The organism is Microcoleus sp. Pol12A5 (assembly GCF_036701435.1).
Classification (GTDB): domain Bacteria; phylum Cyanobacteriota; class Cyanobacteriia; order Cyanobacteriales; family Microcoleaceae; genus Microcoleus.
This window is the reverse complement of sequence record NZ_JAUBQU010000067.1, coordinates 1-20,807: the sequence shown is the minus strand read 5'-3', so window position 1 is coordinate 20,807 and position 20,807 is coordinate 1. Positions and strand designations below refer to the sequence as shown.

The 20,807-nt window shown below is 46.1% G+C and carries 18 protein-coding genes; 4 read left to right on the top strand and 14 right to left on the bottom strand.

Annotated elements, in window-relative coordinates:
* Positions 1-281: 281 nt before the first annotated feature.
* From rimO to psbZ, 10 genes are all read right to left on the bottom strand, one after another.
* A complete protein-coding gene (gene rimO, locus QUA45_RS17970) occupies positions 282-1,592 on the bottom strand; it encodes a 30S ribosomal protein S12 methylthiotransferase RimO (protein WP_333041425.1) in 1,311 nt (436 codons plus the stop codon).
* Between the two features lie 114 nt (positions 1,593-1,706).
* Positions 1,707-2,795 (bottom strand): ATP-binding protein, encoded by a 1,089-nt coding sequence (locus QUA45_RS17965; RefSeq protein WP_333221743.1) that lies wholly within the window; start codon positions 2,793-2,795, stop codon positions 1,707-1,709.
* A 17-nt stretch (positions 2,796-2,812) separates the two neighbouring features.
* Positions 2,813-4,192: an ATP-grasp domain-containing protein gene (locus QUA45_RS17960; protein ID WP_333221742.1), complete on the bottom strand. Its 1,380-nt coding sequence runs from the start codon at positions 4,190-4,192 to the stop codon at positions 2,813-2,815.
* 291 nt (positions 4,193-4,483) lie between these two features.
* On the bottom strand, positions 4,484-4,621 hold the full coding sequence (locus QUA45_RS17955; RefSeq protein WP_333221751.1) for a hypothetical protein: 138 nt from the start codon (positions 4,619-4,621) through the stop codon (positions 4,484-4,486).
* A gap of 64 nt (positions 4,622-4,685) precedes the next feature.
* The gene (locus QUA45_RS17950) at positions 4,686-6,077 is read right to left on the bottom strand and encodes an ATP-grasp domain-containing protein (protein WP_333221741.1); all 1,392 of its coding nucleotides are present in this window, start codon (positions 6,075-6,077) and stop codon (positions 4,686-4,688) included.
* Between the two features lie 231 nt (positions 6,078-6,308).
* Complete coding sequence (locus QUA45_RS17945) at positions 6,309-7,112, bottom strand: class I SAM-dependent methyltransferase (RefSeq protein WP_333221740.1); 804 nt, start codon at positions 7,110-7,112, stop codon at positions 6,309-6,311.
* A gap of 2 nt (positions 7,113-7,114) precedes the next feature.
* Entirely contained in the window at positions 7,115-8,353 is a 1,239-nt protein-coding gene (locus QUA45_RS17940) for a sedoheptulose 7-phosphate cyclase (RefSeq protein WP_333221739.1), read from the bottom strand.
* Between the two features lie 489 nt (positions 8,354-8,842).
* Positions 8,843-8,971 (bottom strand): hypothetical protein, encoded by a 129-nt coding sequence (locus QUA45_RS17935; RefSeq protein WP_333221738.1) that lies wholly within the window; start codon positions 8,969-8,971, stop codon positions 8,843-8,845.
* Positions 8,972-9,371: 400 nt separating this feature from the next.
* Positions 9,372-9,962: a 6,7-dimethyl-8-ribityllumazine synthase gene (gene ribH / locus QUA45_RS17930; RefSeq protein ID WP_333094553.1), complete on the bottom strand. Its 591-nt coding sequence runs from the start codon at positions 9,960-9,962 to the stop codon at positions 9,372-9,374.
* Between the two features lie 219 nt (positions 9,963-10,181).
* Positions 10,182-10,373, bottom strand: a complete 192-nt coding sequence (psbZ, locus tag QUA45_RS17925; RefSeq protein ID WP_190735314.1) for a photosystem II reaction center protein PsbZ — start codon at positions 10,371-10,373, stop codon at positions 10,182-10,184.
* Positions 10,374-10,689: 316 nt separating this feature from the next.
* On the opposite strand from psbZ, the gene QUA45_RS17920 reads away from it, so the two are divergent.
* Together QUA45_RS17920 and QUA45_RS17915 are read left to right on the top strand one after the other, a co-directional pair.
* Positions 10,690-13,620, top strand: a complete 2,931-nt coding sequence (locus QUA45_RS17920) for a CBS domain-containing protein (protein ID WP_333221737.1) — start codon at positions 10,690-10,692, stop codon at positions 13,618-13,620.
* A gap of 138 nt (positions 13,621-13,758) precedes the next feature.
* Positions 13,759-14,214 (top strand): DUF2127 domain-containing protein, encoded by a 456-nt coding sequence (locus QUA45_RS17915; RefSeq protein WP_333221736.1) that lies wholly within the window; start codon positions 13,759-13,761, stop codon positions 14,212-14,214.
* A gap of 758 nt (positions 14,215-14,972) precedes the next feature.
* On the opposite strand, the gene QUA45_RS17910 is transcribed toward QUA45_RS17915, so the two are convergent.
* Positions 14,973-15,317, bottom strand: a complete 345-nt coding sequence (locus QUA45_RS17910; RefSeq protein ID WP_333094550.1) for a DUF4870 domain-containing protein — start codon at positions 15,315-15,317, stop codon at positions 14,973-14,975.
* A gap of 99 nt (positions 15,318-15,416) precedes the next feature.
* Here QUA45_RS17910 and prfC point away from each other — a divergent pair, with 99 nt between their 5' ends.
* On the top strand, positions 15,417-17,045 hold the full coding sequence (prfC, locus tag QUA45_RS17905; protein ID WP_333221735.1) for a peptide chain release factor 3: 1,629 nt from the start codon (positions 15,417-15,419) through the stop codon (positions 17,043-17,045).
* A gap of 88 nt (positions 17,046-17,133) precedes the next feature.
* Here prfC and QUA45_RS17900 read toward each other — a convergent pair whose 3' ends face one another.
* Together QUA45_RS17900 and QUA45_RS17895 are read right to left on the bottom strand one after the other, a co-directional pair.
* Entirely contained in the window at positions 17,134-17,427 is a 294-nt protein-coding gene (locus tag QUA45_RS17900) for a type II toxin-antitoxin system RelE/ParE family toxin (protein WP_333221750.1), read from the bottom strand.
* Between the two features lie 29 nt (positions 17,428-17,456).
* Complete coding sequence (locus tag QUA45_RS17895) at positions 17,457-17,720, bottom strand: prevent-host-death protein (protein WP_333221734.1); 264 nt, start codon at positions 17,718-17,720, stop codon at positions 17,457-17,459.
* A gap of 390 nt (positions 17,721-18,110) precedes the next feature.
* Between QUA45_RS17895 and QUA45_RS17890 the strand changes: the two genes are divergently transcribed.
* Entirely contained in the window at positions 18,111-18,380 is a 270-nt protein-coding gene (locus QUA45_RS17890; protein WP_333221733.1) for a hypothetical protein, read from the top strand.
* Between the two features lie 248 nt (positions 18,381-18,628).
* Here the strand turns inward: QUA45_RS17890 and QUA45_RS17885 are convergent.
* On the bottom strand, positions 18,629-20,807 hold a 2,179-nt coding region (locus QUA45_RS17885), incomplete at its 5' end, for a hypothetical protein (RefSeq protein WP_333221732.1).

Sequence of the window (20,807 nt, the reverse complement as noted above, 5' to 3'; positions counted from 1 at the left end):
TATCCCCGCTTATTTCTGGCTTGTTATCATCATAACTCTTTACATTCAGAAACAAAACATTAAATTCGTTAAAATTTTCCGATGTTCTGTAGAGATTACCGCACCCCGACGGGGAGGGTCGATTGCCAGATAGGGGCTAAAAAAGTTTAGAACCCCTTTGCTACATATCTTTGCACAATATTGTACAAACCGTTACTTTTGCTGCACAATCCGCTAATCATTTTTGGCTGGTGTCCGGTTTTGGTTCGCCACACCGCCGAGCGCGACAGTTCCAGCAACACTTACACTTGACCGTAGAGGTCGTAGACATCTGCACCAGTAATTTTCACAGATACGATCGATCCCAGCCGCGCTTCTCCTGTCACATAGACGAGTCCATCTACTTCTGGGGAAAACCGAGCCGATCTACCAATCAACTCACCTGTCTCTGGTTGTTCTTGTTCTATCAGGACATCAACTACCTGACCGACAGATTCTTGATTCTTCTTCAATGATATAGGTTGTTGTGCCGCCATTACCGAATTGCGGCGCATTTCCATTATTTCTGCAGGTATTTGCTGGGGCAAGCTGAAGGCTGGGGTTCCTTCTTCTGGCGAAAATACGAAAACTCCTACGTGATCGAATTCGTGGCGCTTGACAAATTCCAGCAAGTGTGCTGCGTGTTCGTCGGTTTCGCCGGGGAAGCCGACAATAAAAGTTGTCCGCATCACGGCGCCGGGAAGTGCTGCTTTGAGCCGATCGACTATAGCATCATTGATCCCGGCTTGAAAAGGCCGATTCATCGCCCGCAGAATTTCCGGGTGCGAGTGTTGCAGGGGTAAATCCAAATACGGCAAAACGTTGGGCGTTTCGCGGATGGCCGCGACAACTTGCGGAGTCAAACCTGTAGGATAGGCGTAGTGCATCCGAATCCAAGGTACATCTACTTCACCCAAAGCGCGAAGCAGTTCGGCTAGTTTCGGTTCGCCATAAATATCTTTGCCGTAGTTGGTGGTAATTTGAGAAATTAAGATAATTTCCTTTACCCCTTCGGAGGCTAATTGCTTAGCTTCGGCGACGATAGATTCGATCGTCCGCGACCTTTGATTTCCCCGCAAGTGCGGGATAATGCAAAATGCACAGCGGTAGTCGCAGCCTTCTGCTATTCGCAGATACGCCACACCTTCCGATGTTGTGCGGTAGCGGGGAGTAGTTTCGTCAGCGATGTAAGTAGGTTCTGAAGAGACGAGGGAAACTCGATCGCCCTTTTCCACCTGCTGCATAACATCGACGATTTTATGATAGTCGCCCGTGCCGACAATTGCGACTGCTTCCGGCAATTCGTCCAGCAATTCCTGCTGAAAATGCTGTGCCATGCAGCCGGTGATGACTACTTTTTTATTAGCTTCTGCCAATTCTACCAAGGTGCGGACTGACTCTTCTCGCGCCGCTTGGATAAAACTGCAAGTATTGACTACAACATAATCGGCTAATTCTTCATTAGAATCGACTTGATAGCCCGCTTGAGCCAGCAAGCCGATCATGTGTTCGGTATCGATGCGATTTTTTTCGCAGCCGAGGTGACTAAATGCGATCGTTGGCTTCGTTGCCATGCAGTAATAGTTAGTGTTGCGCTATTTTTGAGAACGTTTCATGGTATCACACAATTTCAAAAATTGCAAGTTATCCTTGTTAGTTGCACCAATTCCCCATTCATCGCTAGACTGTCAACGCTCAACCATCACTGCCGTACCCGAATTTACATTACTTGTTGCACCGTTCGTTGTACCCGATCGACCTTGTAAGGCATTTTGCAGCATACTCTGAAACAAAGTATCCAGAGAAATTCCTGATGCTTTGGCCATAACCGCAATCACGCTTTTTTCGGCCAAACAACAGTACAGCCCCGCTTCTAAGAACCAAGGTTGTCCATCGGGGTCAATGCGAAAATCAAATAAACTGTAGTGGCGACAGCCCAAAGCGATGTGGCATTTTGTGGCCTGGGCCCAAACTCTCTCCGTAATCGGATCGCTCTTATCAACTATCCACGGCCTGGTATTTTTAGTGGAACCAGTCAAGCTACCATCCTCATTTTGTTGGAGCTTATCGGCATAAGTCCGAATCGGTTGGGTATCAGGATCTACAGGATACTCTTCCAGCGGCAAACAGACTAGCTCGCCATCTTGGACAATAATCCCACAGCGAACTTCTCTACCCAATTCAATGAATTTTTCTACTAACACTTCCTCTGAATGAGTCAATGCTGTCTGCAAAGCCGCATCATAGTCAGCAGCATTTTTAACTAAGGCAACTCCCAGAGAATTATCCGCATTCAGTGGCTTGAGCACCACCGGAAAATCAATCGAAGATCTCACGCCCGCGCGGACAACTTCTCCCAACGGTACGCTTACCCCAGCGGCCGCTACTACTGCCTTAGCCTTCGCTTTGTCAGCAGTCAGTGCCATCACCTCTGGGGTATTACCCACATAAGGAATATTCAGCAGATCGAACAAGCTACGGTATTGAGTCATGCCGGGGATGCAAAACATCTGCGGTACCATTACGTCAATCTTTAGCTCTGTCAGCACCTGTACAGCGCCCGCTAGAGACATGGGATTAGCGGCCGCGATCGCACTCGGATCGAGAGAGGTGGGAAAACGCCATTGGCCACCGGGAGAAATATAGGCTATATGAAATTCATAGAGTGCTGGATTAGCAGTTTGCTCCAGACAATATGGGGCATAAAAGCGCGACAATTTATCGTAAAATTCACTGTCTGCCGAGCCTACTAAATGCAAAACCCGTAATACTGACATACTCAATCTCCCCCTATTTACAGAATTATTCCACTATGAAAATAAATTTTCATCCACTCTTTCGGCTGACGCAAATTTCCCCATAACAACAAGGGAATGTGCCAATGATGCACCATCAAAAACGGTAGCGGATCGTCCCACTCGAAGATGGCATCTTTGCCTTGGGCGATAATTTTTAACCGCTCATAAACTAGCTTGGGCGACCACAAATGAGTCACCAATCGCCAAATTTCCTGGTAAATCCAGTAAGTCGGGCGACTAGATGCCAAAGGCTGCACTGTCTGCGGTAAAGGGTCCGGTTCCAAATAAGCTTTTGCCACATCGGGATGGTTGTAAAACATCGTGATGGCTGTATGGGTGCGCGGGTTGCATTCGATCGCGTAAATCTCTCCATCATCCGCCGCCTCAATGAAATCAAAAGAAACTTGTCCAGTCAGATTTAGACTCTTTGTCAACTGACGAATCCAATTTTCGATATCCGGGCGATCGACATTCTGGTAATTTAGCTGAAACGCCGATGATTTGCAGCAACAGTGCAACTGAAGATGACCGTTACGGACGGTACTGTGAGTGCAGTATTCTTGCCCTGGAATATACTCTTGCATAATCCAAGGTTTACTCTCGGAAATTGGTAATGAATTGACAAAAGCGGCTGTTTCTGATGGGGTCGCGCAGGGTAACTTAGTGAGATCAAACCTGTGGACACAATCGTAGGGAATACTTTTGATAATATATGGACGCTGTGCGTCACTAAAATCAAAATCGATTACTTGTTGGGGATTAGTAATCCGGTAGGACTTCGGAACTCGCAGCCCCAACGCTTCGGCGGCGGTGGCCAACTCATACTTATCATCCAAACGTTGCAGAGTTTCGACATCTATGTGCATTACCGTACAGTGAGGAGAAAGTACCTTTTTGGCTTTGGCATCGTAGTAACTGCCCTCTGGACTACTGACGGGAACGTAAACATTAACTCCCTCTTGTTGGACAATTTTTAAGAGTGCTTGAGGGTATTCCTCTGCCTGGAGACTTGGTACTGTGTAAAAGCGATCGACTGCCCAAGAGTATCGATTACCCATCAGCCTGTATTCGTGGGTTTCAACCAAAATTACCCGATGACCGGCCTTATGGAACGATCTCGCTAGCTGTAATGCTTTGGTCGTCTTGCCGCCGTTAATCAAAATCGTTTGGGGAGACTCCGCGATCGTTCGAGACTGAAACGGTTTGATGATGATGGATCTCAGTAGGGCGATCGCAGTTAAAGCGAGATTCAGGGGCAGTACCAATAGCAGCAAAATAAAGGTTGCTATGGTTTTGACTGATGTCTGGAAGCGCCTAAAAGCCGCCTTTGTTTCCTGTTCAGATGGCATCGCTGCCGTTGAAACTGTTTCGATCATAATTTTCTAGTAAGTAGACACTCTAATTAAACGTAATATCAAATCTGTTAGCATCGGAATTATTCATATCTTTCTTGTTTTCATCTGCGTAAATCCGGGTCCATCCATTGTCATCTGCGGTTCATAAATTATCTTTTTTCAACCGCAGATGAGGGCAGATTAACACAGATTAACGCAGATGAATTAGATCTAATCCGGTTGCACAGATCAGATCCGGCTAAATCCGCATTAGGACTTTGACCGCTCCGATCCCGCCTGATTAAGGGAATCTCCGGGGCAAGAGAACACGCTCTAAACGCGCCGAATTAAGGTCAATCCATCTCTGATCGGCAGTAATACTTGCTCTACGCGCGGATCGTCAACTAGAGCCTGTCTGATGTGAGATAAGGGCTGTCTATCGCTAGTCCTAGGCGACTCATTAACCCTGATAAATCACAGTAAAAATCGCTAACTGCCGAGCCGACTAAATGCAAAACCCGTCATACTGACATACTCACTCTCCCCCTATTTCCACAAGTTCGCCAATATTAAAATCAATCCCAATCCACTCATTCGTCTTCTTTAAATCTGCCCATAACAACAAGGGAATGTGCCAATGATGCACCATCAAAAACGGCAGCGGATCGTCCCACTCAAAGATGGCATCTTTGCCTTTTGCAATAATTTGTAACCGCTCATAAACTATCTTGGGCGACCACAAATGAGTCACCAATCGCCAAATTTCATGGTAAATCCAGTAAGTCGGGCGACTCGATGCCAAAGGCTGCACTGTCTGTGGTAAAGGGTCGGGTGCCAAATAAGCTTTTGCCACATCGGGATGGTTGTAAAATACCGCGATGGCTGAATGGGTGCGCGGGTTGCATTCGATCGCGTAAATCTCTCCATCATCCGCCGCCTCAATGAAATCAAAGGAAACTTGTCCTGTCAGATTTAGACTCTTGGCAAAGTGACGAATCCAATTTTCGATATCCGGGCGATCGACATGCTCGTAATTTATCTGAAACGCCGATGATTTGCAACAACAATGCAACTGAAGATGACCATCACGAATTGTACTGTGAGTGCAGTATTCTTGCCCGCGAATATACTCTTGCATAATCCAAGGTTTACTCTCGGAAATTGGTAAAGATTTCACAAAAGCGGCTGTTTCGGCTGGGGTTTCGCAGGGTAACTTCGTCAGGTTTAACCTGCGAATAGAATCGTAGGGAATACTTTTGAGAATATATGGACGCTGTGCGTCACTAAAATCAAAATCGATTACTTGTTGGGGATTAGTAATCCGGTAGGACTTCGGAACTCGCAGCCCCAACGCTTTGGCTGCTGTTGCCAACTCATATTTATTATCCAAACGTTCCAGAGTTTCGACATCTAGCTGCATTACCGTACAGTGAGGAGAAAGTACGCTTTTGGCTTTGGCATCGTAGTAACTGCCGCCTGCACTAGTGACCGGAACGTAAACATCAACTTTCTCTTGTTGGACAATTTTTAAGAGTGCTTGAGGGTATTCCTCTGCCTGGGGATTTGGTACTGTGTAAAAGCGATCGACTGCCCAAGAGTAACGATGACCTGTCAGCCAGTATTTGTGGGTTTCAAACAAAATTACCCGATGACCGGCCTTATGGAAGGATCTCGCTAGCTGTAATGCTTTGGTCCTCTTGCCGCCGCCGACCAAAATCGTTTGGGGAGACTCCGCGATCGTTCGAGACTGAAACGGTTTGATGATGATGGCTCTCAGTAGGGCGATCGCTGTTAAAGCGAGATTCAGGGGCAGTACCAAGAGCAGCAAAATTAAGGTTGCTATGGTTTTGACTGTCTGGAAGCGCCTAGTCGTCGCGTTTGTTTCCTGTTCAGATGGCATCGCTGCCGTTGAAACTGTTTCGATCATAATTTTTTACTAAGTAAATACTCTAATTAGCGGTGGTTTTTGAAGGATTAAACCGCTTTTGAAGCTACGCAGGCGCAGTCCAGAACAGAGAGATGAATCATGCCGATGAAGCGCCGATTTGATATGACGCACGGGTGGTTAAAAACCGGGTTTTTTGACATCGGACTTCGTTACAGCCCGCCTGGGCAAAAAACCCGGTTGTGAAGGTTTTGACGCCTAAGTTTTGTTCTACTAAACGCGCCGAATTAAGGTCAATCCATCTCTCAGCGGCACTAACACTTGCTCTACCCGCGGATCGTCAACTAGAGCCTGGTTGAATTTGGCGATCGCAACTCCGTTCTCAGTAGCAGTACCCGACAAATATGGCTGTCCCTGCATCAGAGTATTGTCTGCACAGATCAAGCCATTGGGAGCCAACAGCCCTGTAGTTAGGAGTAAATCGAGATAATCTGTGTATCCAGCTTTATCAGCATCGATAAACACCAAATCGAAGACTTCCCCGTCTTGGGCCAATTGTTTCATGGTTTCTAGAGCCGGTGCCACCTTTACTGAGATTTTGTGACCGGCAGTAGATTCGTCAAAACACTTCTGGGCAAATTCAGCGACGTAAGCGTCTACTTCGCAGGCTACCACCACTCCATCCACCGGCAGTGCTTCCGCCATCGCTAGTGCTGAGTACCCGGTAAACATCCCGATTTCCAGTACGCGCTGCGCTTTGGTGAGATGGACGAGAAATTTCAGCATTTGGCCTTCCACATGACCCGATAGCATCTCCTGTTCCAATTGGCGCACTGTCTCGCCGTCAGAGAATCGCTTACTCCAATCTTCTGATTGAGTGCGCTTTACTAACGCGGCTAATGCGGGAGATTCCGGCGTGGTACAAAGATTCAGGTACGGATCGAGACCATTGGCTAGTTCGTAGGCTTGTTGTAATTGGGCCTTGAAAGCTCGATCGAGATTATCGATTTTTTCTACTTGCGAGACGAGACTTTCGAGTTTAGCAGCTAAAATCCCGACTGGGGTAACGGGTCTCATGGTCATACCCCGGCTGTGGAAGGAGTTGCAACTTTCTGCAATACCACATACATATCCTCGCCATCGCCGCGGCGCGGATAGCCCTGACAGATTTCTCGATGAACCAGTAGGGCTTTATCCAACTCACCTCGAGTCAAATCGTTCATGAAAAAGCATTCACCAATGGGGCGGGGAGCCGCAGCGCGCTGAAGGCCGTCGCGGGTACGACTGATCGATGTTGTGGCTTTCCATAGCAGTTCTGATGTCAGATAAGGGCTATCAATTGCTAGTCCGAGGCGGCTCATTAATCCTAAGATGCGATCGCGATCGGCGATCGAAATATAGCCCCGCAGTTGGGCAATGGTCGCCGAAAAAGCCATATCGATGGCAACACTGTGACCGTGGAACATCGGAATTTCCGGTGTTAGTTCCAGCGTCGGACTCCAGGTGTGACCGTAGGCAATCACCCGATCCAAATCTAGCTCGTGGAGGTTTGGTACTTCTAATGCCAGCATTGACTGAATCGCGTTGTAGGTTAAGCGATGTGCGACTTCGCGCAGTTCAGATGTGCCGTCTAAATAACCAAAATGGCTGTGCAGCAATGCTTCGCCGTAGTTTTCTAACAACTCGAAGATTTCTTTGTTGCCTACTACGGCAATCTTAATTAACTCTGCCATGCCGTTTCGTATTTGGTCGATCGGCAGAGTTTTCAGAAAGGAGAAATCTAAAATTACTTTCTGCGAAGCGTGGTAAGCGCCGAGGCGGTTTTTCAGCTTACCGTGGTTCACAGCTACTTTGATCGCCACACTGGCATCAATCAGCCCAATTAAGGTTGTCGGTACGCGAATGTAGTTAGTCCGACGGCGATAGGATGAGCAGGCAAAACCAGCTACGTCTGTAGTCAATCCACCACCCACTACCAAAACAGGCTCCTTCCGCACGAGTCCGAAATCAACGAAGGCATCTATGATGCTTTCAAAAGTTTTTAATGTCTTATCAGGTTCCTTGATATTAACTGGATAGACTGTTAAATCTATCTCGTGATGCTTGAAATAATCCTGCATCTGTGCACCATACAGACCGTAGACTGTTTCATCTACAACCATTAAACAGCGACCGAATTGGCGGTAACTATCCGCAATCTCATGATTCTCCAGCTTGAAAGCACCATCGACGTATAGCAGGCTGAAATCTATTTTTTCGTACCCCTCAATCTGAAAAGCTCGATCGGTAGATGTAAAGGTAGCTTGAATGTCACCCATAAGATTTTTGCACTTTCATGTTGATAAGTAACTGTAAGTATTCAGGTCACGGCAAAAACGCTGAATACCTTAGCAGGAAAGCTTTCTAGGCATTCGCTTGACAATATTGTCATTCAATATTATCTGAACAATTAATCTATAAAGCTGTTTTCAGGGCTGTTGATTAAGAAGAGGTTAAATACTTATCCTACTACAGCATTTATACTGAAATCCCTGCCAGGAGCGAGTTTAGAGAACCTCAATACTTACACCTAAGTTAACATAACGAATTTTTGATATTGATTCAACCTTATTCAACACAAAAATCCCATAATACCTCTTTGGGAATAGACGATAATCTAGATATTCCACATTATTCAACAGTTTAGGAGGATATCGGTCTTTGAAAGGTATATGTGTTGCAGAACAAAAAGTGAATCAAATGCTGCCACTTGTCAAAATCTGAATTTGGAATTGTGGCTATTTTTGGCAAAATATGCCTTGTAGAAATTACAGTATTCTATCTGACGATAGATCCGGGGCTATAGCCAGATTTGCTTCGCCCGACAGCACTTGAACAGCAGCAGACGCAGGTAATGAAGCGTCAGAATTTCCGTCCCAAGCATGAACTTGACGCATCAAAGTGCCCTTTTCCAATTGGCAAGATATGGGTCTAATATCATTTCCGGTTCATTGGTGACAAGTTAAAACTTAATTGCATTTGTCAATCAGTAATATTACTCAAAAAAACTGCTTTTTGAGGAGTGGAAAATTCACGATTTGAGAGGGAGTAGGTATAAATATCACCCTCGGCAGGATTCCTCGATCGCCCAAATCTCAGTTTTATGCCCAAAATCCGAGTAAATGTTGAGCATAATTGCTGATTGACAAATGCTTTCTTAGCTTAACTTGTTACCAATGGCCCAGAGTGGAATTTTTACCTTCGGGGCGGGCATAATCACCACCCCACAATTGTCTTAATATTTTTCCCGATGCAAATCTTGATGTTTTTTGAGCTTAAAAATACTGCTATCCGAACTTACGAGGGGATTTGATCGGACGAGACATCGGGGGCGATCGCCAGATTTGCTTCGCCCGAAAGCACTTGAGCAGCAGATCCACTAGCTAAGTGACCGTAAGAGTGTGTTCCCAAACCCTTAACTTGGCGCATCAAAGTGCCCATTTCCAAAGCACTCATCGCATAATTCCAGCCCAAATTGCTTTTAATTCCAGCCCTTTCCAAAGCTTGCTGCATCGTGTCAGTCGTCACCACCCCAAAAATCACCGGCACCCCTGTCTGAAAAGCAGCAGCAGCAATTCCCTTAGCAACCTCACCAGCCACAAAATCGAAATGAGGAGTTTGGCCCCGAATTACCGCACCCAGACAAATTACCGCATCGTAGCGGTGAGAAAGAGCAGCTTGGCGCGCCACCAAAGGAATCTCAAAACTTCCCGGAACCCAAAAAAAGTCCACTTGAGAGCCATGAGGATTAATATCAACCCCGTGGCGTTTCAAACAATCTTGACATCCCTCCAAAAGTTTGTTAACCACCAAATCGTTAAAACGACCGATGACAATCGCAAATCGCAAAGATTCGGTGTGAGTAAAAGTTCCCTCGAAAACAGTCATAATGCTCTACTTTAGATTTTAGGTTTTAGATTTTAGTTTTTTTTTGTGAGAAGGCAAAAGTCAGAAAGCAGCAGCATCTCATCTGAATCTCAAGTGCAAAAACATACAGGATCGCGCGGTCTGGAAAATTCCTAGCTTCTGCCGAATGCCTTTCAATCACTGGTGAATGCCTTCATCCTTCTATCTTTTACCTTCTTTATTCGATAGACTTGGGTGAAATTAAACGACTAAAAAGTTCAATACACCCACTGCAATAACCAGCAAAAACCACAGACCCGATCCGACATAAATCAGGGATTTAGACTGATTCCAGTTTTGGGGAGAGGCATAAGCAACTGGCACGCCAACGACCATCACAAAAGACAGCAGTACCAGACCCAGTAAAACCACTTGAAACAGAATTGATAACATCTTTTCTCCTTTCGATATAACCGTGCGTTGATCGGAAATAGTTTCCCAGAACCGAAAAAAATCTTCCAAATTCTAGTTTTTGACAGTTTCCCGATAATTGATCGGGAGATTGTCGGTTGATTGATACGAAAGAACCCAGGCAAATTCGGGCGTTGCGCGAACAGGCATCAGCGGCTCTTAAGATTTTTATCAATTTTATCATTGTTCGTTACAGCACAGAAAACTGGAAAGGTTAACTTAAAGCCCGATCGACACATCCGGTTTCAGAGGGCGAGAAATTGCTACTGTTTGAGTTAGAGATGCGGGATTTTCGGCTATGGACTTAGTTTTGTGCCACACAACAGCAGATTTTGACGCCTTGGGAGCGGCGGTGGGACTTTGCGTGCTGCGCCCCGGTAGCAGGATCGTATTGACGGGCGGGTGTCACCCGACAGTGCGGGATTTTTTGGCGCTACACCGCGACGAGTACCCACTGATTGAACGTCGATCGGTCAATCCGCAACAAATTCGATCGATTACTATAGTTGATGCCTCCGGGCGCGATCGCTTGGGAAAAGCCGCCGAGTGGCTGGATTTGCCACAAGTAAGGGAAATTGCTATTTTCGACCACCACCTAGAGGCGCATTCAGACATCCCCGCTACTGTTACGCAGATCGAAGCAGTCGGAGCCAGCACAACATTGATTGTCGAAAAGCTCAAAAATCAAGCAGAAAACAGCGACATACCCTTCCGCCTTCTGCCTTCGGAAGCAACAGTAATGGCCCTCGGCATCCACGTCGATACAGGTTCCCTTACCTTTGAGGGTGCAACTGCGCGAGATGCAATAGCTTTGGCTTGGTTGATGGAACAGGGAGCGAGTTTGGGGGTAATAGCTGAATATGTAGAACCCGGTTTGTCTCCTCAATTGCAAGATTTGCTTAGAGAAGCGCTGAATAATTTGCGATCGGAAACTTTGCACGGTTACAGCGTAGCCTGGGTGCTGCTATCTACTGAAGCTTACGTTCCCGGACTTTCTTCTCTGGCTTCTCGCTTGCTCGATTTAACTGAAACCGATGCTCTGCTGTTAGGTAATGTTTATAAATTTAGCGAAAACGAAAACAACCGCAACATCGCTCCCGAATCGCCAGTTTCCAATCGATTAACTATTATCGGTCGATCGCGCATCGAAGGAACAAACCTCAGCGAATTGTTCAAACCCTTCGGCGGCGGAGGCCACGCCCGCGCTGCTTCCCTCGCCACCCGCGATGTTGACCCCCTGCTGACTTTAAATCAGTTAGCTGACGAACTCAAAACTCAAATTCCCCACCCTCCGACAGCGCGCGAGTTAATGTCGTCTCCAGTGCGGAGTATTCGCCCGGAAACATCGGTGGGGGAAGCTCACCGTATCCTCCTACGTTACGGACATTCGGGGCTTTCTGTGGTGGATGCGGGCGATCGACTGGCCGGCATTATCTCGCGCCGCGACATTGACATTGCCCTGCACCACGGTTTCAGTCACGCCCCGGTGAAGGGTTACATGAGTCCGCAGTTAAAAACGATCGCCCCAGATACCTTGCTGCCAGAAATTGAATCTTTAATGGTGATGTATGATATCGGGCGCTTGCCAGTATTGGAAAACGGTCAACTTGTAGGAATTGTGACTCGCACTGATGTGTTGCGGGAATTGCACCAGCAAAAAGCGCGAGATAGGGGAAGTAGTACAGAATTGTCTTATTGTGCCGTGCCCGAATCGGTTGAGCAGTTGTTGCGATCGCGCATCAGTCCCGAATTATGGCAATTATTGTCGATCGCCGCCAATATTGCCCAAAATCGCGGCTGGCAACTTTATATTGTGGGTGGAGCAGTCCGGGATTTACTCTTAGCCACGGATGATACACTGGCGCTAACAGATATCGATTTGGTTGTGGATGGAAAGTGCGGTTCCGACGATTCCGGTGCTGGTGTCGAGTTAGCTTCATCGCTGCAAAAACTTTACCCGGAATCGCGTTTGGACGTTCACGGTCAATTTCAAACCGCTGCGCTTTTGTGGCACAAAGACTCTGCTTTCGGCTCGCTGTGGGTGGATATCGCTACGGCTCGCACTGAATTTTACCCTTATCCGGCTGCAAATCCTGAAGTTGAAGCGAGTTCAATTCGCCAAGATTTGTACCGCAGGGATTTTACAATTAATGCGCTGGCTGTGCGGTTGGGTATTCCTCGCAGTGGCGAATTGTTAGATTTTTTTTGCGGTTTGCTGGACTTGGAATCGAAGCAAATTCGAGTTTTGCACGCCAACAGTTTTATCGAAGATCCGACGCGAATTTATCGCGCTGTGCGGTTTGCGGTGCGCTTGGGATTTGAAATTGAGCCGCAGACGGAAGGATACATCCGCAACGCTTTGGCCAGCGGGATTTATTACCGAATTCAGGGGGAAAACGGCCGAGCTCCGGCTTTGGAAACTCGGCTCAAAAGCGAATTAAAATACATTTTGCAAGCTCCTTACTGGAAAGTTGCTTTGCAAATGCTGGGAGATTTGCAGGCTTTGCGCTGCATTCATCCTAGTTTGGAGTTGGATCGGGAGTTGTGGCGGCAACTGCGTTTGCTCGATCGGTGTTTGCAAGGAAGAAGGAAGGAAGGTTCGGCAACGGATTATGTAACGGATGTAACGGATGTAAAGGAGGTCAGGAAGAAGGAGGAGGGAAGAGGGAAAAAGGAAGAAGGAAGAGGGAAGAAGGAACAAACTATCCCCAATTCCCAATTCCCAATTCCCGATGCCCAATTCCCGATGCCCAATTCCCCATTTCCTATTATCAATATTCCTGATTGGCAGATGCGTCTGGAAGTTTTGATAGCTTATTTAGCACCGGAATATCGCGGCAAGGTGGCTGCAAATCTTCAGTTACCTGCTGACAGCATTAAGCGGCTGGAAGTTTTGGAAGCCGGAAAGAATCAGTTAGCAGAGAATTTGCCTAAGTGCGAGTTGCCGAGTCAATTGGTGCTGCTGTTGAGAAATTATGAGTTGCCGATGTTAATTGCGATCGCCCTACAAAGTCCGCGAAGTGCACGCCGTCAAATTTGGGAATATCTCACCAGGTGGGCGAATGTTGAGCCGCCTTTAAATGGCAACGATTTGAAGGCTTTGGGTTATAAGCCGGGACCTGGGTTTAAACGAATGTTGGATGATTTGCTGGCGGCGAAGTTGGATGGCGATTTGGGCGATCGGGCTGCTGCTATCTCTTTCTTAGCACAACGTTATCCTCAAACTTAGTAAGGTGCGTCAGCAGCGCGTTATTTTTGATATAATAGACTAGCTAATTGCTGACGCACTCTACTAAAATTTAATTTTTAAATCCTAAACAGCCTAACCAGGCGATCGCACATTATTGATATTTTTTCTAGAATTAAGGTGAAGAAACATCACGCTCCTGCTTTAATCGCAATTGTCTTTTACAAAACATTTGTGGCTTCGCTCTTGACAGTAACTTCGATTGCTTTGCTTTTCGCCTTAAAAAATCATCAAGCTTTAGAAGAATTTTCGCAATCTTATTTGTTAGAAAGCAAACTAAAAATTATTGAATTCATCTTAGACAAACTTCTAATTCTTAACCCCAAAAACTTACTAATTAGCGGACTCATCGCAGCACTTTATGCAGTCTTAACTGCTGTTGAAGCCGTTGGTTTGTGGTACGAAAAAGACTGGGCAACAATCTTAGTTTTAGTGCTTGTAAGCATCAGTATACCCCCTGAAATATATGAATTAGTTCACGGGCTCACGGTACTTAAGTTAGCGGTATTTATCACAAATGTAGGCATCTTATGGTATTTGCTCCACCACTGGCCGAAGCATGGTAAAGGAGCTTAAAATTTTGATTATTCAGAGGAAACTCACTTGATTTTATAAATGTCAGCATTTTCCATTTTAATTTCATAAAACGGCTGTTCAGTCAAATAAAAACCTCAATCTTTACAAAAATTTTGTGATTGTAAAGATTCGATAAAGCTACGAGGGGTTATACCCCCTATGAGTTATACTGACATATATATAGATGCACCCTGATGGCTTTCCCGTTCCACAAGAGCGGGATTTTTATTGGAAAAATATTGTATTAAGTTTTAAGACTCCTGGTGGAGATAGAATTGGTGGACAATTTCAATAAAACCATCGCCAGATGCAAAAATAGCACAGCTAAAGCAAAAACGATGGTTCGGAGCGATCTAATATCCGCCCTAACTCTGCGAAATAACCCAAAGGCGGTAGCATAGTTTGGGAAACGGCATCAAGGGAAGATCAAATTAGCGTACACAACAGCGCGGCAACAGGGCGAAGACACCATAATTAATAGTTGATTGTGCTTTAATTTTTGAATTTTTATGGATTAAGAACATTTCACTCATAATGTTAGGTTAATTTTCAGCAATCCCCAACTGGATGATGCTGAGTTTCACAAACTTTTAATTTTTTTTACTGAGTATTGTTTCCGATAATCAACCCTCTTTCTCACTTAAACAGTGTATTTGCCAGTTGGGAGTAACGAATGTGAGTTATAAAACAATTAAAAACCCGGTTTCTTTAAGAAGAAATCGGGTTATTGAAATCGATGGTGAAGCGCAATTTGCTGTCTAAACTATTCGGAAAATAAAAGGGTAGCGGTAAGGTTGGTTAGGATTTTGCAAAACGCTGAGGATAGCCATTATTGTCAGTCCCCAGTGCAGCAGATAACCTAGGGGCACTAGGATAAAGCCAGCAAGACCGAAAGTGACGACAGTTAACGCCACAATTACGGCGCTGTACACCCATACATTAAGGTGAAAATTGATCGCTTCTGTGGCATTTTCTTTGACAACGGGGTCATCTGATACTAACAATACAGCGATCGGCGCTCCGATCGAGAACAGTAACGTACTAAAAAAAATCGCCCCGTGGCACACCAGTGATAGCAGCTTTCGCTTGTCAGAGTCGTACATATTACTTTTCCTTGACTTTATTGATAATTTTACCTTTAATAGCAACTGTAGCACAGGCTATAATGGCGATCGGGTGATGATTCCCCTACCTAATTTGTAATGACAACAGAACTCGAAACTGAACTGCTAACTGCTGTTGAGCGCCGGCGCAACTTTGCTATTATCTCGCACCCTGACGCGGGTAAAACTACTTTGACAGAAAAGCTGCTGCTGTACGGAGGTGCAATTCACGAAGCAGGTTCTGTGAAAGCGCGGCGGGCCCAGCGACACGCTACCTCTGACTGGATGGCGATGGAACAGCAGCGGGGAATTTCTATTACTTCTACTGTTTTGCAGTTTGAGTATAAAAAATATCACATTAATCTGCTCGATACTCCGGGACACCAAGATTTTAGCGAAGATACTTATCGAACTCTGGCGGCGGCTGACAATGCGGTGATGCTTGAGGATGCTGCTAAGGGTTTGGAACCGCAAACTCGGAAGTTATTTGAAGTTTGTAAGCTGCGAAGTCTGCCTATTTTTACTTTCTTTAATAAGCTCGATCGCCCTAGCAGAGAACCCTTGGATTTGTTGGACGAAATTGAGAAGGAATTGGGGTTGCAGACTTATCCGGTAAATTGGCCGATAGGTACGGGCGATCGCTTTAAAGGTGTTTTCGATCGCAGGGCGCGCAAAATTCACTTATTCGAGCGCGCTAAACACGGTTCTCGTGCTGCTGTTGATACCGTCATCGAATTGGGCGACCCGCGCATTGAAGATTTGTTGGAACAAGACCTTTACTATCAGCTCAAAGAAGAGTTGGAACTGCTGGATGAGTTAGGCACTGAACTGGATTTAGATTTAGTTCGGGCTGGAAAAATGACGCCTGTTTTCTTTGGCAGCGCCATGAGCAATTTTGGGGTCGAACTGTTTTTAGATGCGTTTTTAGATTACGCTATGAAGCCGATCGCCCGCAAGAGCACCGCCGGAGATTTGCCGCCAACTTATGAAGACTTTACCGGGTTTGTGTTCAAATTGCAAGCGAATATGGACCCCAGACACCGCGATCGGGTGGCGTTTATTCGGGTTTGTACGGGCAAGTTTGAAAAGGACATGAACGTGACTCACGCTCGCAGCGGTAAAACGGTGCGTTTGTCAAGACCTCAAAAGTTATTTGCTCAGGATCGGGAGTCGATCGAGGTTGCGTATCCGGGCGACGTGATCGGTTTGAACAATCCGGGAGTATTTGCGATCGGCGATACTATTTACACCGGCCAAAAACTGGAATATGAAGGGATTCCCTGTTTTTCTCCTGAACTTTTTGCTTTTTTGAGAAATCCCAATCCTTCTAAGTTTAAGCAGTTCCGCAAAGGCGTTTCGGAGTTGCAGGAAGAAGGCGCAGTGCAAATTATGTATTCGGTTGATGAGTCGAAACGCGAGCCAATTTTGGCGGCTGTGGGACAGTTGCAATTTGAGGTGGTGCAGTTCAGAATGCAGTCGGAATATAATGTGGAAACGACGATCGATATGTTGCCTTACAGTGTAGCTCGTTGGGTGGACGGCGGTTGGGAGGCGCTGGAAAAAGTTGGGCGGCTGTTTAATACGGTGACGGTGAAAGATACTTGGGGAAGGCCTGTTTTGCTGTTTAGAAATGAGTGGAATTGTCGGCAGGTGGAAGGGGAACATCCTGTGTTGAAGTTAAATGCGATCGCCCCTGTGGTTTCTGGTTTGGCTGTTAGCGAGGAGTGAGATTACCGGAGGCAAAGGACACAACACTGTTGTGTCCATACAAATGATATTTATTCGGCTTAAATACGTCGGATATAAGAAGTTACAATCACGGATCTAACAGTTTTTCTAAGATGGTGTAAATGTCTTTTTTGTCACCATCTTTACGTCTCCCTAGTCCCACGACAACAACTAGAACTCGATCTTGTTCGACTTGATAAACTATACGATAGCGCTGTCCAACAGCTCGGATGCGGCGAAATCCTGATAGGTTATCTACAAGGGCTTTGCCTTGCTTTTGTGGTTCAACTTTTAGTTGATCAATGCGATCGCGCAATTTTTCCTGTTCTCGTCGATCTTTGACTGCCTCCAACATTTCCAGTGCCAGTGGCGTAAGCTGGATCTCATATTCGAGCGCATTTTATTCGTGATTCACAGCCCCAATTTTGCTTTGGCATTTTCCCAGGAAATAGTTTCGCCTTGGCGGGCTTGGGTGATGCTTTGGCGCAATTTGGTAACGAATTCTGTATCGGTGAGAATATCTAAGGTTTCTAACAGTTCAGTCAAATGCGTGTAGCTGATTGCAGCCATAACGGGAACGCCATCTTGAGTGATGATAATAGGCTCATTGATAAGTTCTTGGGGTAGGTTTGGAAGCTGCTGCTGTGCTTGGGCAAGGGTGAGTCGTTTGGACATGGTTGTACTAAAGCAATATTACTTTTAATTTAGCATTTCGGCCCAACTAACTGGTTTCCAGCCGCTGACGCTGGTAACGAGTAAATCCAAAATCCAAAATCCAAAATCTAAAATCTAAAATCGGTTGACGGCTGGCCCCCTCTGCGGCTACGCTTTGAAGTGAGAGGTTGCTTGCTTGTAGAGGAGGCAGCCCGTGTCACCCAAAAATCTAGTTGCACTGCCCAAAGCTGCGCTAACAGCAATGGACAGCTAACCGCCAAACTGGGTATAGCAGTCTGGAGGCTAACGGAGTATCTTAACATCCTCTGTAGCCGCCCTGCTATGTGTTGAAATGCGGGGCGGCTGGGTTTTTGGGTTTTTCTAGAAAACCCAAAACCAGGAGAACATATTATGTCACAGGAATTCGTGCCTGACGACAACAAATTCGATCGCCCAAATGACGACTCAGCAGCAGTATGCGAACAGGAAGTGGTGCTGTTAACGGTTGTCGGTTCGCCCAAAGGTGTCCGGGAAACCATTCTCACTTTGTACCGGCTGGGATTTGCAGAAGTGGGCGATTGGAGTCCCGTACAGCGTGCCGCTAATCCGAAGCAGGTGATGAGCGTGCTGATCCGTCGTTCGCGGGCTGAGGGTACATCGCCGAGACAATCTGGGCGGTAAGCTGCAAGGTTAAATAGCTAAATTCGAGGGTGGGCTTTTAACGCTCTGTCCTGAGTCCGGCAGTCCGGCAGGGGTTGAAACCCCTGCCTCAAAGCGAAAGTCCTCTGAAGAGGACTAATGAATTCTTCAGTCCTCTTCAGAGGACTTTTGCTATTAGCCAGGGAATTCATTCCCTGGTGGCCTTTCGGTTTAAGTTAACTGGACACGTCCTCCTCCTTAATGCCGCGTCTTTACTAATTTCGATTGAGCTAACTGCTGGCAGTATCCTCACCCAAATTATTGAGAAGTTGTTGCAGCGCATCGCGTGTATTGCGAAGGCGATCGCGATTAGGAGCAATGGCTAAAGAGCGATCGAACATTTCCAGCGCCTCTTGCCAATTCTTGAGTGCTTCCTGTCTCTCAGATAATTTTTCTTGCAAATCACCCAGACATCGCAGCGCATACCCTTTGCTGCTGAGAGCATAGTTATCATCCGGTGCAATTTGTAAAACAGAATTATAGGCAGATATCGCATCAAAGTAAGACTGTTTTGCAGTCTCAAATTCACTTAGCTGTGTTTGCAAATTACCCAGACTTCGCCACGCGATTCCTTGGTTGGTGAGAGCATAGATATAATATGGTGCAATTTGTAAAGCAGAATTATAAGCTGCGATCGCCTCAGAGTAAGACTGTTTTGCCGCCTCAAACTCACTTAGTTTTACTTGTAACGCGCCCAGATTCTGCAGCGCAATCCCTTTGTTGTTGAAAGCATAGTTATCATCCGCTGCAATTTGTAAAGCAGAATTATAAGCAGCGATTGCCTCAAAGTAAGAGACTTTGGCAGCCTCAAAATCACTTAGATGTGCCTGCAAATTACCAAAACTTTGCAATGCAAGCCCTTTATTGTTGAGAGCATAGTTATAATACGGTGCAATTTGCAAAGCAGAATTACAAGAAGCGATCGCCTCAGAATAAGAATGTTTAGCAGCGTCAAACTCACTTAGCTTTACTTGTAACTCACCCAGACTTCGCAGCGCAAGTCCTTTGTTTTTGAGAACAGTGATATTATCAGGTGCAATAAATAAAGAAGAATTAAATGCTGTGATCGCTTCAGAGTAAGACTGTTTGGCCGTCTCAAATTCACTTAACTGTGCTTGCAAATCACCCAGACATCGCAGCGCATTCCCTTTGCTGTTGAAAGCATAGTTATAATCCGGTGCAATAACTAAAGCAGAATTAAAGGTAACGATCGCCTCAGAATAAGAATGTTTGGCAGCCTCAAATTCACTTAGCTGTGCCTGCAACTCACCCAGAAATCGCAGGGCAATACCTTTGTTGTTGAAAGCATACCGATCATGCGGTACAATGTGTAAAGCAGAATTGGAAGCAGCGATCGCCTCTGAGTAAGATATTTTTGCAGCCTCAAATTCACTTAACTCTGCCTGTAACTTACCCAGACTTCGGAGCGCCGTCCCTTTAGCGGTGAGGGTAGCTGTATCTTCGGAAATTAGGATAAGTTCCCGATCGTAAGCCACAACTGCCTCTAAATATTCCTTTTTTGCCTCTGCGTATCGAGCTAATCGAGCATAGTAATCTCCCTCAGATCGGGAAATTATACCAAGCCAATAATCACTCTTAATCCACAACTCATCTCTAACACCCAGCAACGACTCGCATTCCCCGTAACGACTCAGCCCCAATGCTTCCTCAAACACCTCTACCCATTCCCTCACACCCCGCTGCCAATCCAAGCGATTAGCATGAAAAATTGCCTCCGCCGCATTCCCCACTTCTCGATAATGCCCCTCTAAAACCTCATGAGCTCTGCGAGTTTTCGGATGATCCCGATCGGCATCCAAACGCCGCAATAAATCGTGAATCCGATACCAGTTATCCCCCTGCTTCTGCGATTTCCACACAAAGGAAAAACCCGTCAAAATCTCAAAATTTGCACTGCTTGCTTGGAAGTGACAACCCACTCCCAATTTCACGTACAAATCTTCATCAAAAGCGCGGCAAGCACTCAGCGAATGCACTGCCGATCGCACTTCTCTATCGACATAACTCAGCAACCGATCTGTTAATTCCGCAGTCTTGTTTTCCAACTTCGGAATCCGCGCAAAATCCGACGACAGCAACTCAATTCCCCGCCTTCTTTCCGCCAGCACCGCATCCGCGCACAAACCCAAATAAAACGGATGTACCTGCAAATTTTCCCAATTATCATCGGGATTGACGCTGGCATATTTAATTGCAGCATCTGCCAAATCTGTCTTGTCAATCTTCACTTTGTGCAAGTAATCCCTCGCATCCTCCGGCGACAAATGCCACACCAATTGTGCATCTATATAATCTGCAGGAATCGGAAACTTCGACGCATTCGGCCACCGCAATTGCGTCACCGGACACTCTCGCCCCGCCACAACAACTACAATCCCCAATTTGTAA

Coding starts and splice junctions, on each gene's coding strand:
- psbZ (WP_190735314.1), bottom strand. CDS start 10,373: ATGTTATCAATTCTGTTTCAAGTGGTTTTACTGGGTCTGGTACTGCTG.
- QUA45_RS17965 (WP_333221743.1), bottom strand. CDS start 2,795: ATGTCAGTATTACGGGTTTTGCATTTAGTAGGCTCGGCAGACAGTGAA.
- QUA45_RS17920 (WP_333221737.1), top strand. CDS start 10,690: ATGGACTTAGTTTTGTGCCACACAACAGCAGATTTTGACGCCTTGGGA.
- QUA45_RS17950 (WP_333221741.1), bottom strand. CDS start 6,077: ATGATCGAAACAGTTTCAACGGCAGCGATGCCATCTGAACAGGAAACA.
- QUA45_RS17935 (WP_333221738.1), bottom strand. CDS start 8,971: ATGCGTCAAGTTCATGCTTGGGACGGAAATTCTGACGCTTCATTACCT.
- ribH (WP_333094553.1), bottom strand. CDS start 9,962: ATGACTGTTTTCGAGGGAACTTTTACTCACACCGAATCTTTGCGATTT.
- QUA45_RS17940 (WP_333221739.1), bottom strand. CDS start 8,353: ATGGGTGACATTCAAGCTACCTTTACATCTACCGATCGAGCTTTTCAG.
- prfC (WP_333221735.1), top strand. CDS start 15,417: ATGACAACAGAACTCGAAACTGAACTGCTAACTGCTGTTGAGCGCCGG.
- QUA45_RS17910 (WP_333094550.1), bottom strand. CDS start 15,317: ATGTACGACTCTGACAAGCGAAAGCTGCTATCACTGGTGTGCCACGGG.
- QUA45_RS17890 (WP_333221733.1), top strand. CDS start 18,111: ATGTCACAGGAATTCGTGCCTGACGACAACAAATTCGATCGCCCAAAT.
- QUA45_RS17945 (WP_333221740.1), bottom strand. CDS start 7,112: ATGAGACCCGTTACCCCAGTCGGGATTTTAGCTGCTAAACTCGAAAGT.
- QUA45_RS17895 (WP_333221734.1), bottom strand. CDS start 17,720: ATGTCCAAACGACTCACCCTTGCCCAAGCACAGCAGCAGCTTCCAAAC.
- rimO (WP_333041425.1), bottom strand. CDS start 1,592: ATGGCAACGAAGCCAACGATCGCATTTAGTCACCTCGGCTGCGAAAAA.
- QUA45_RS17960 (WP_333221742.1), bottom strand. CDS start 4,192: ATGATCGAAACAGTTTCAACGGCAGCGATGCCATCTGAACAGGAAACA.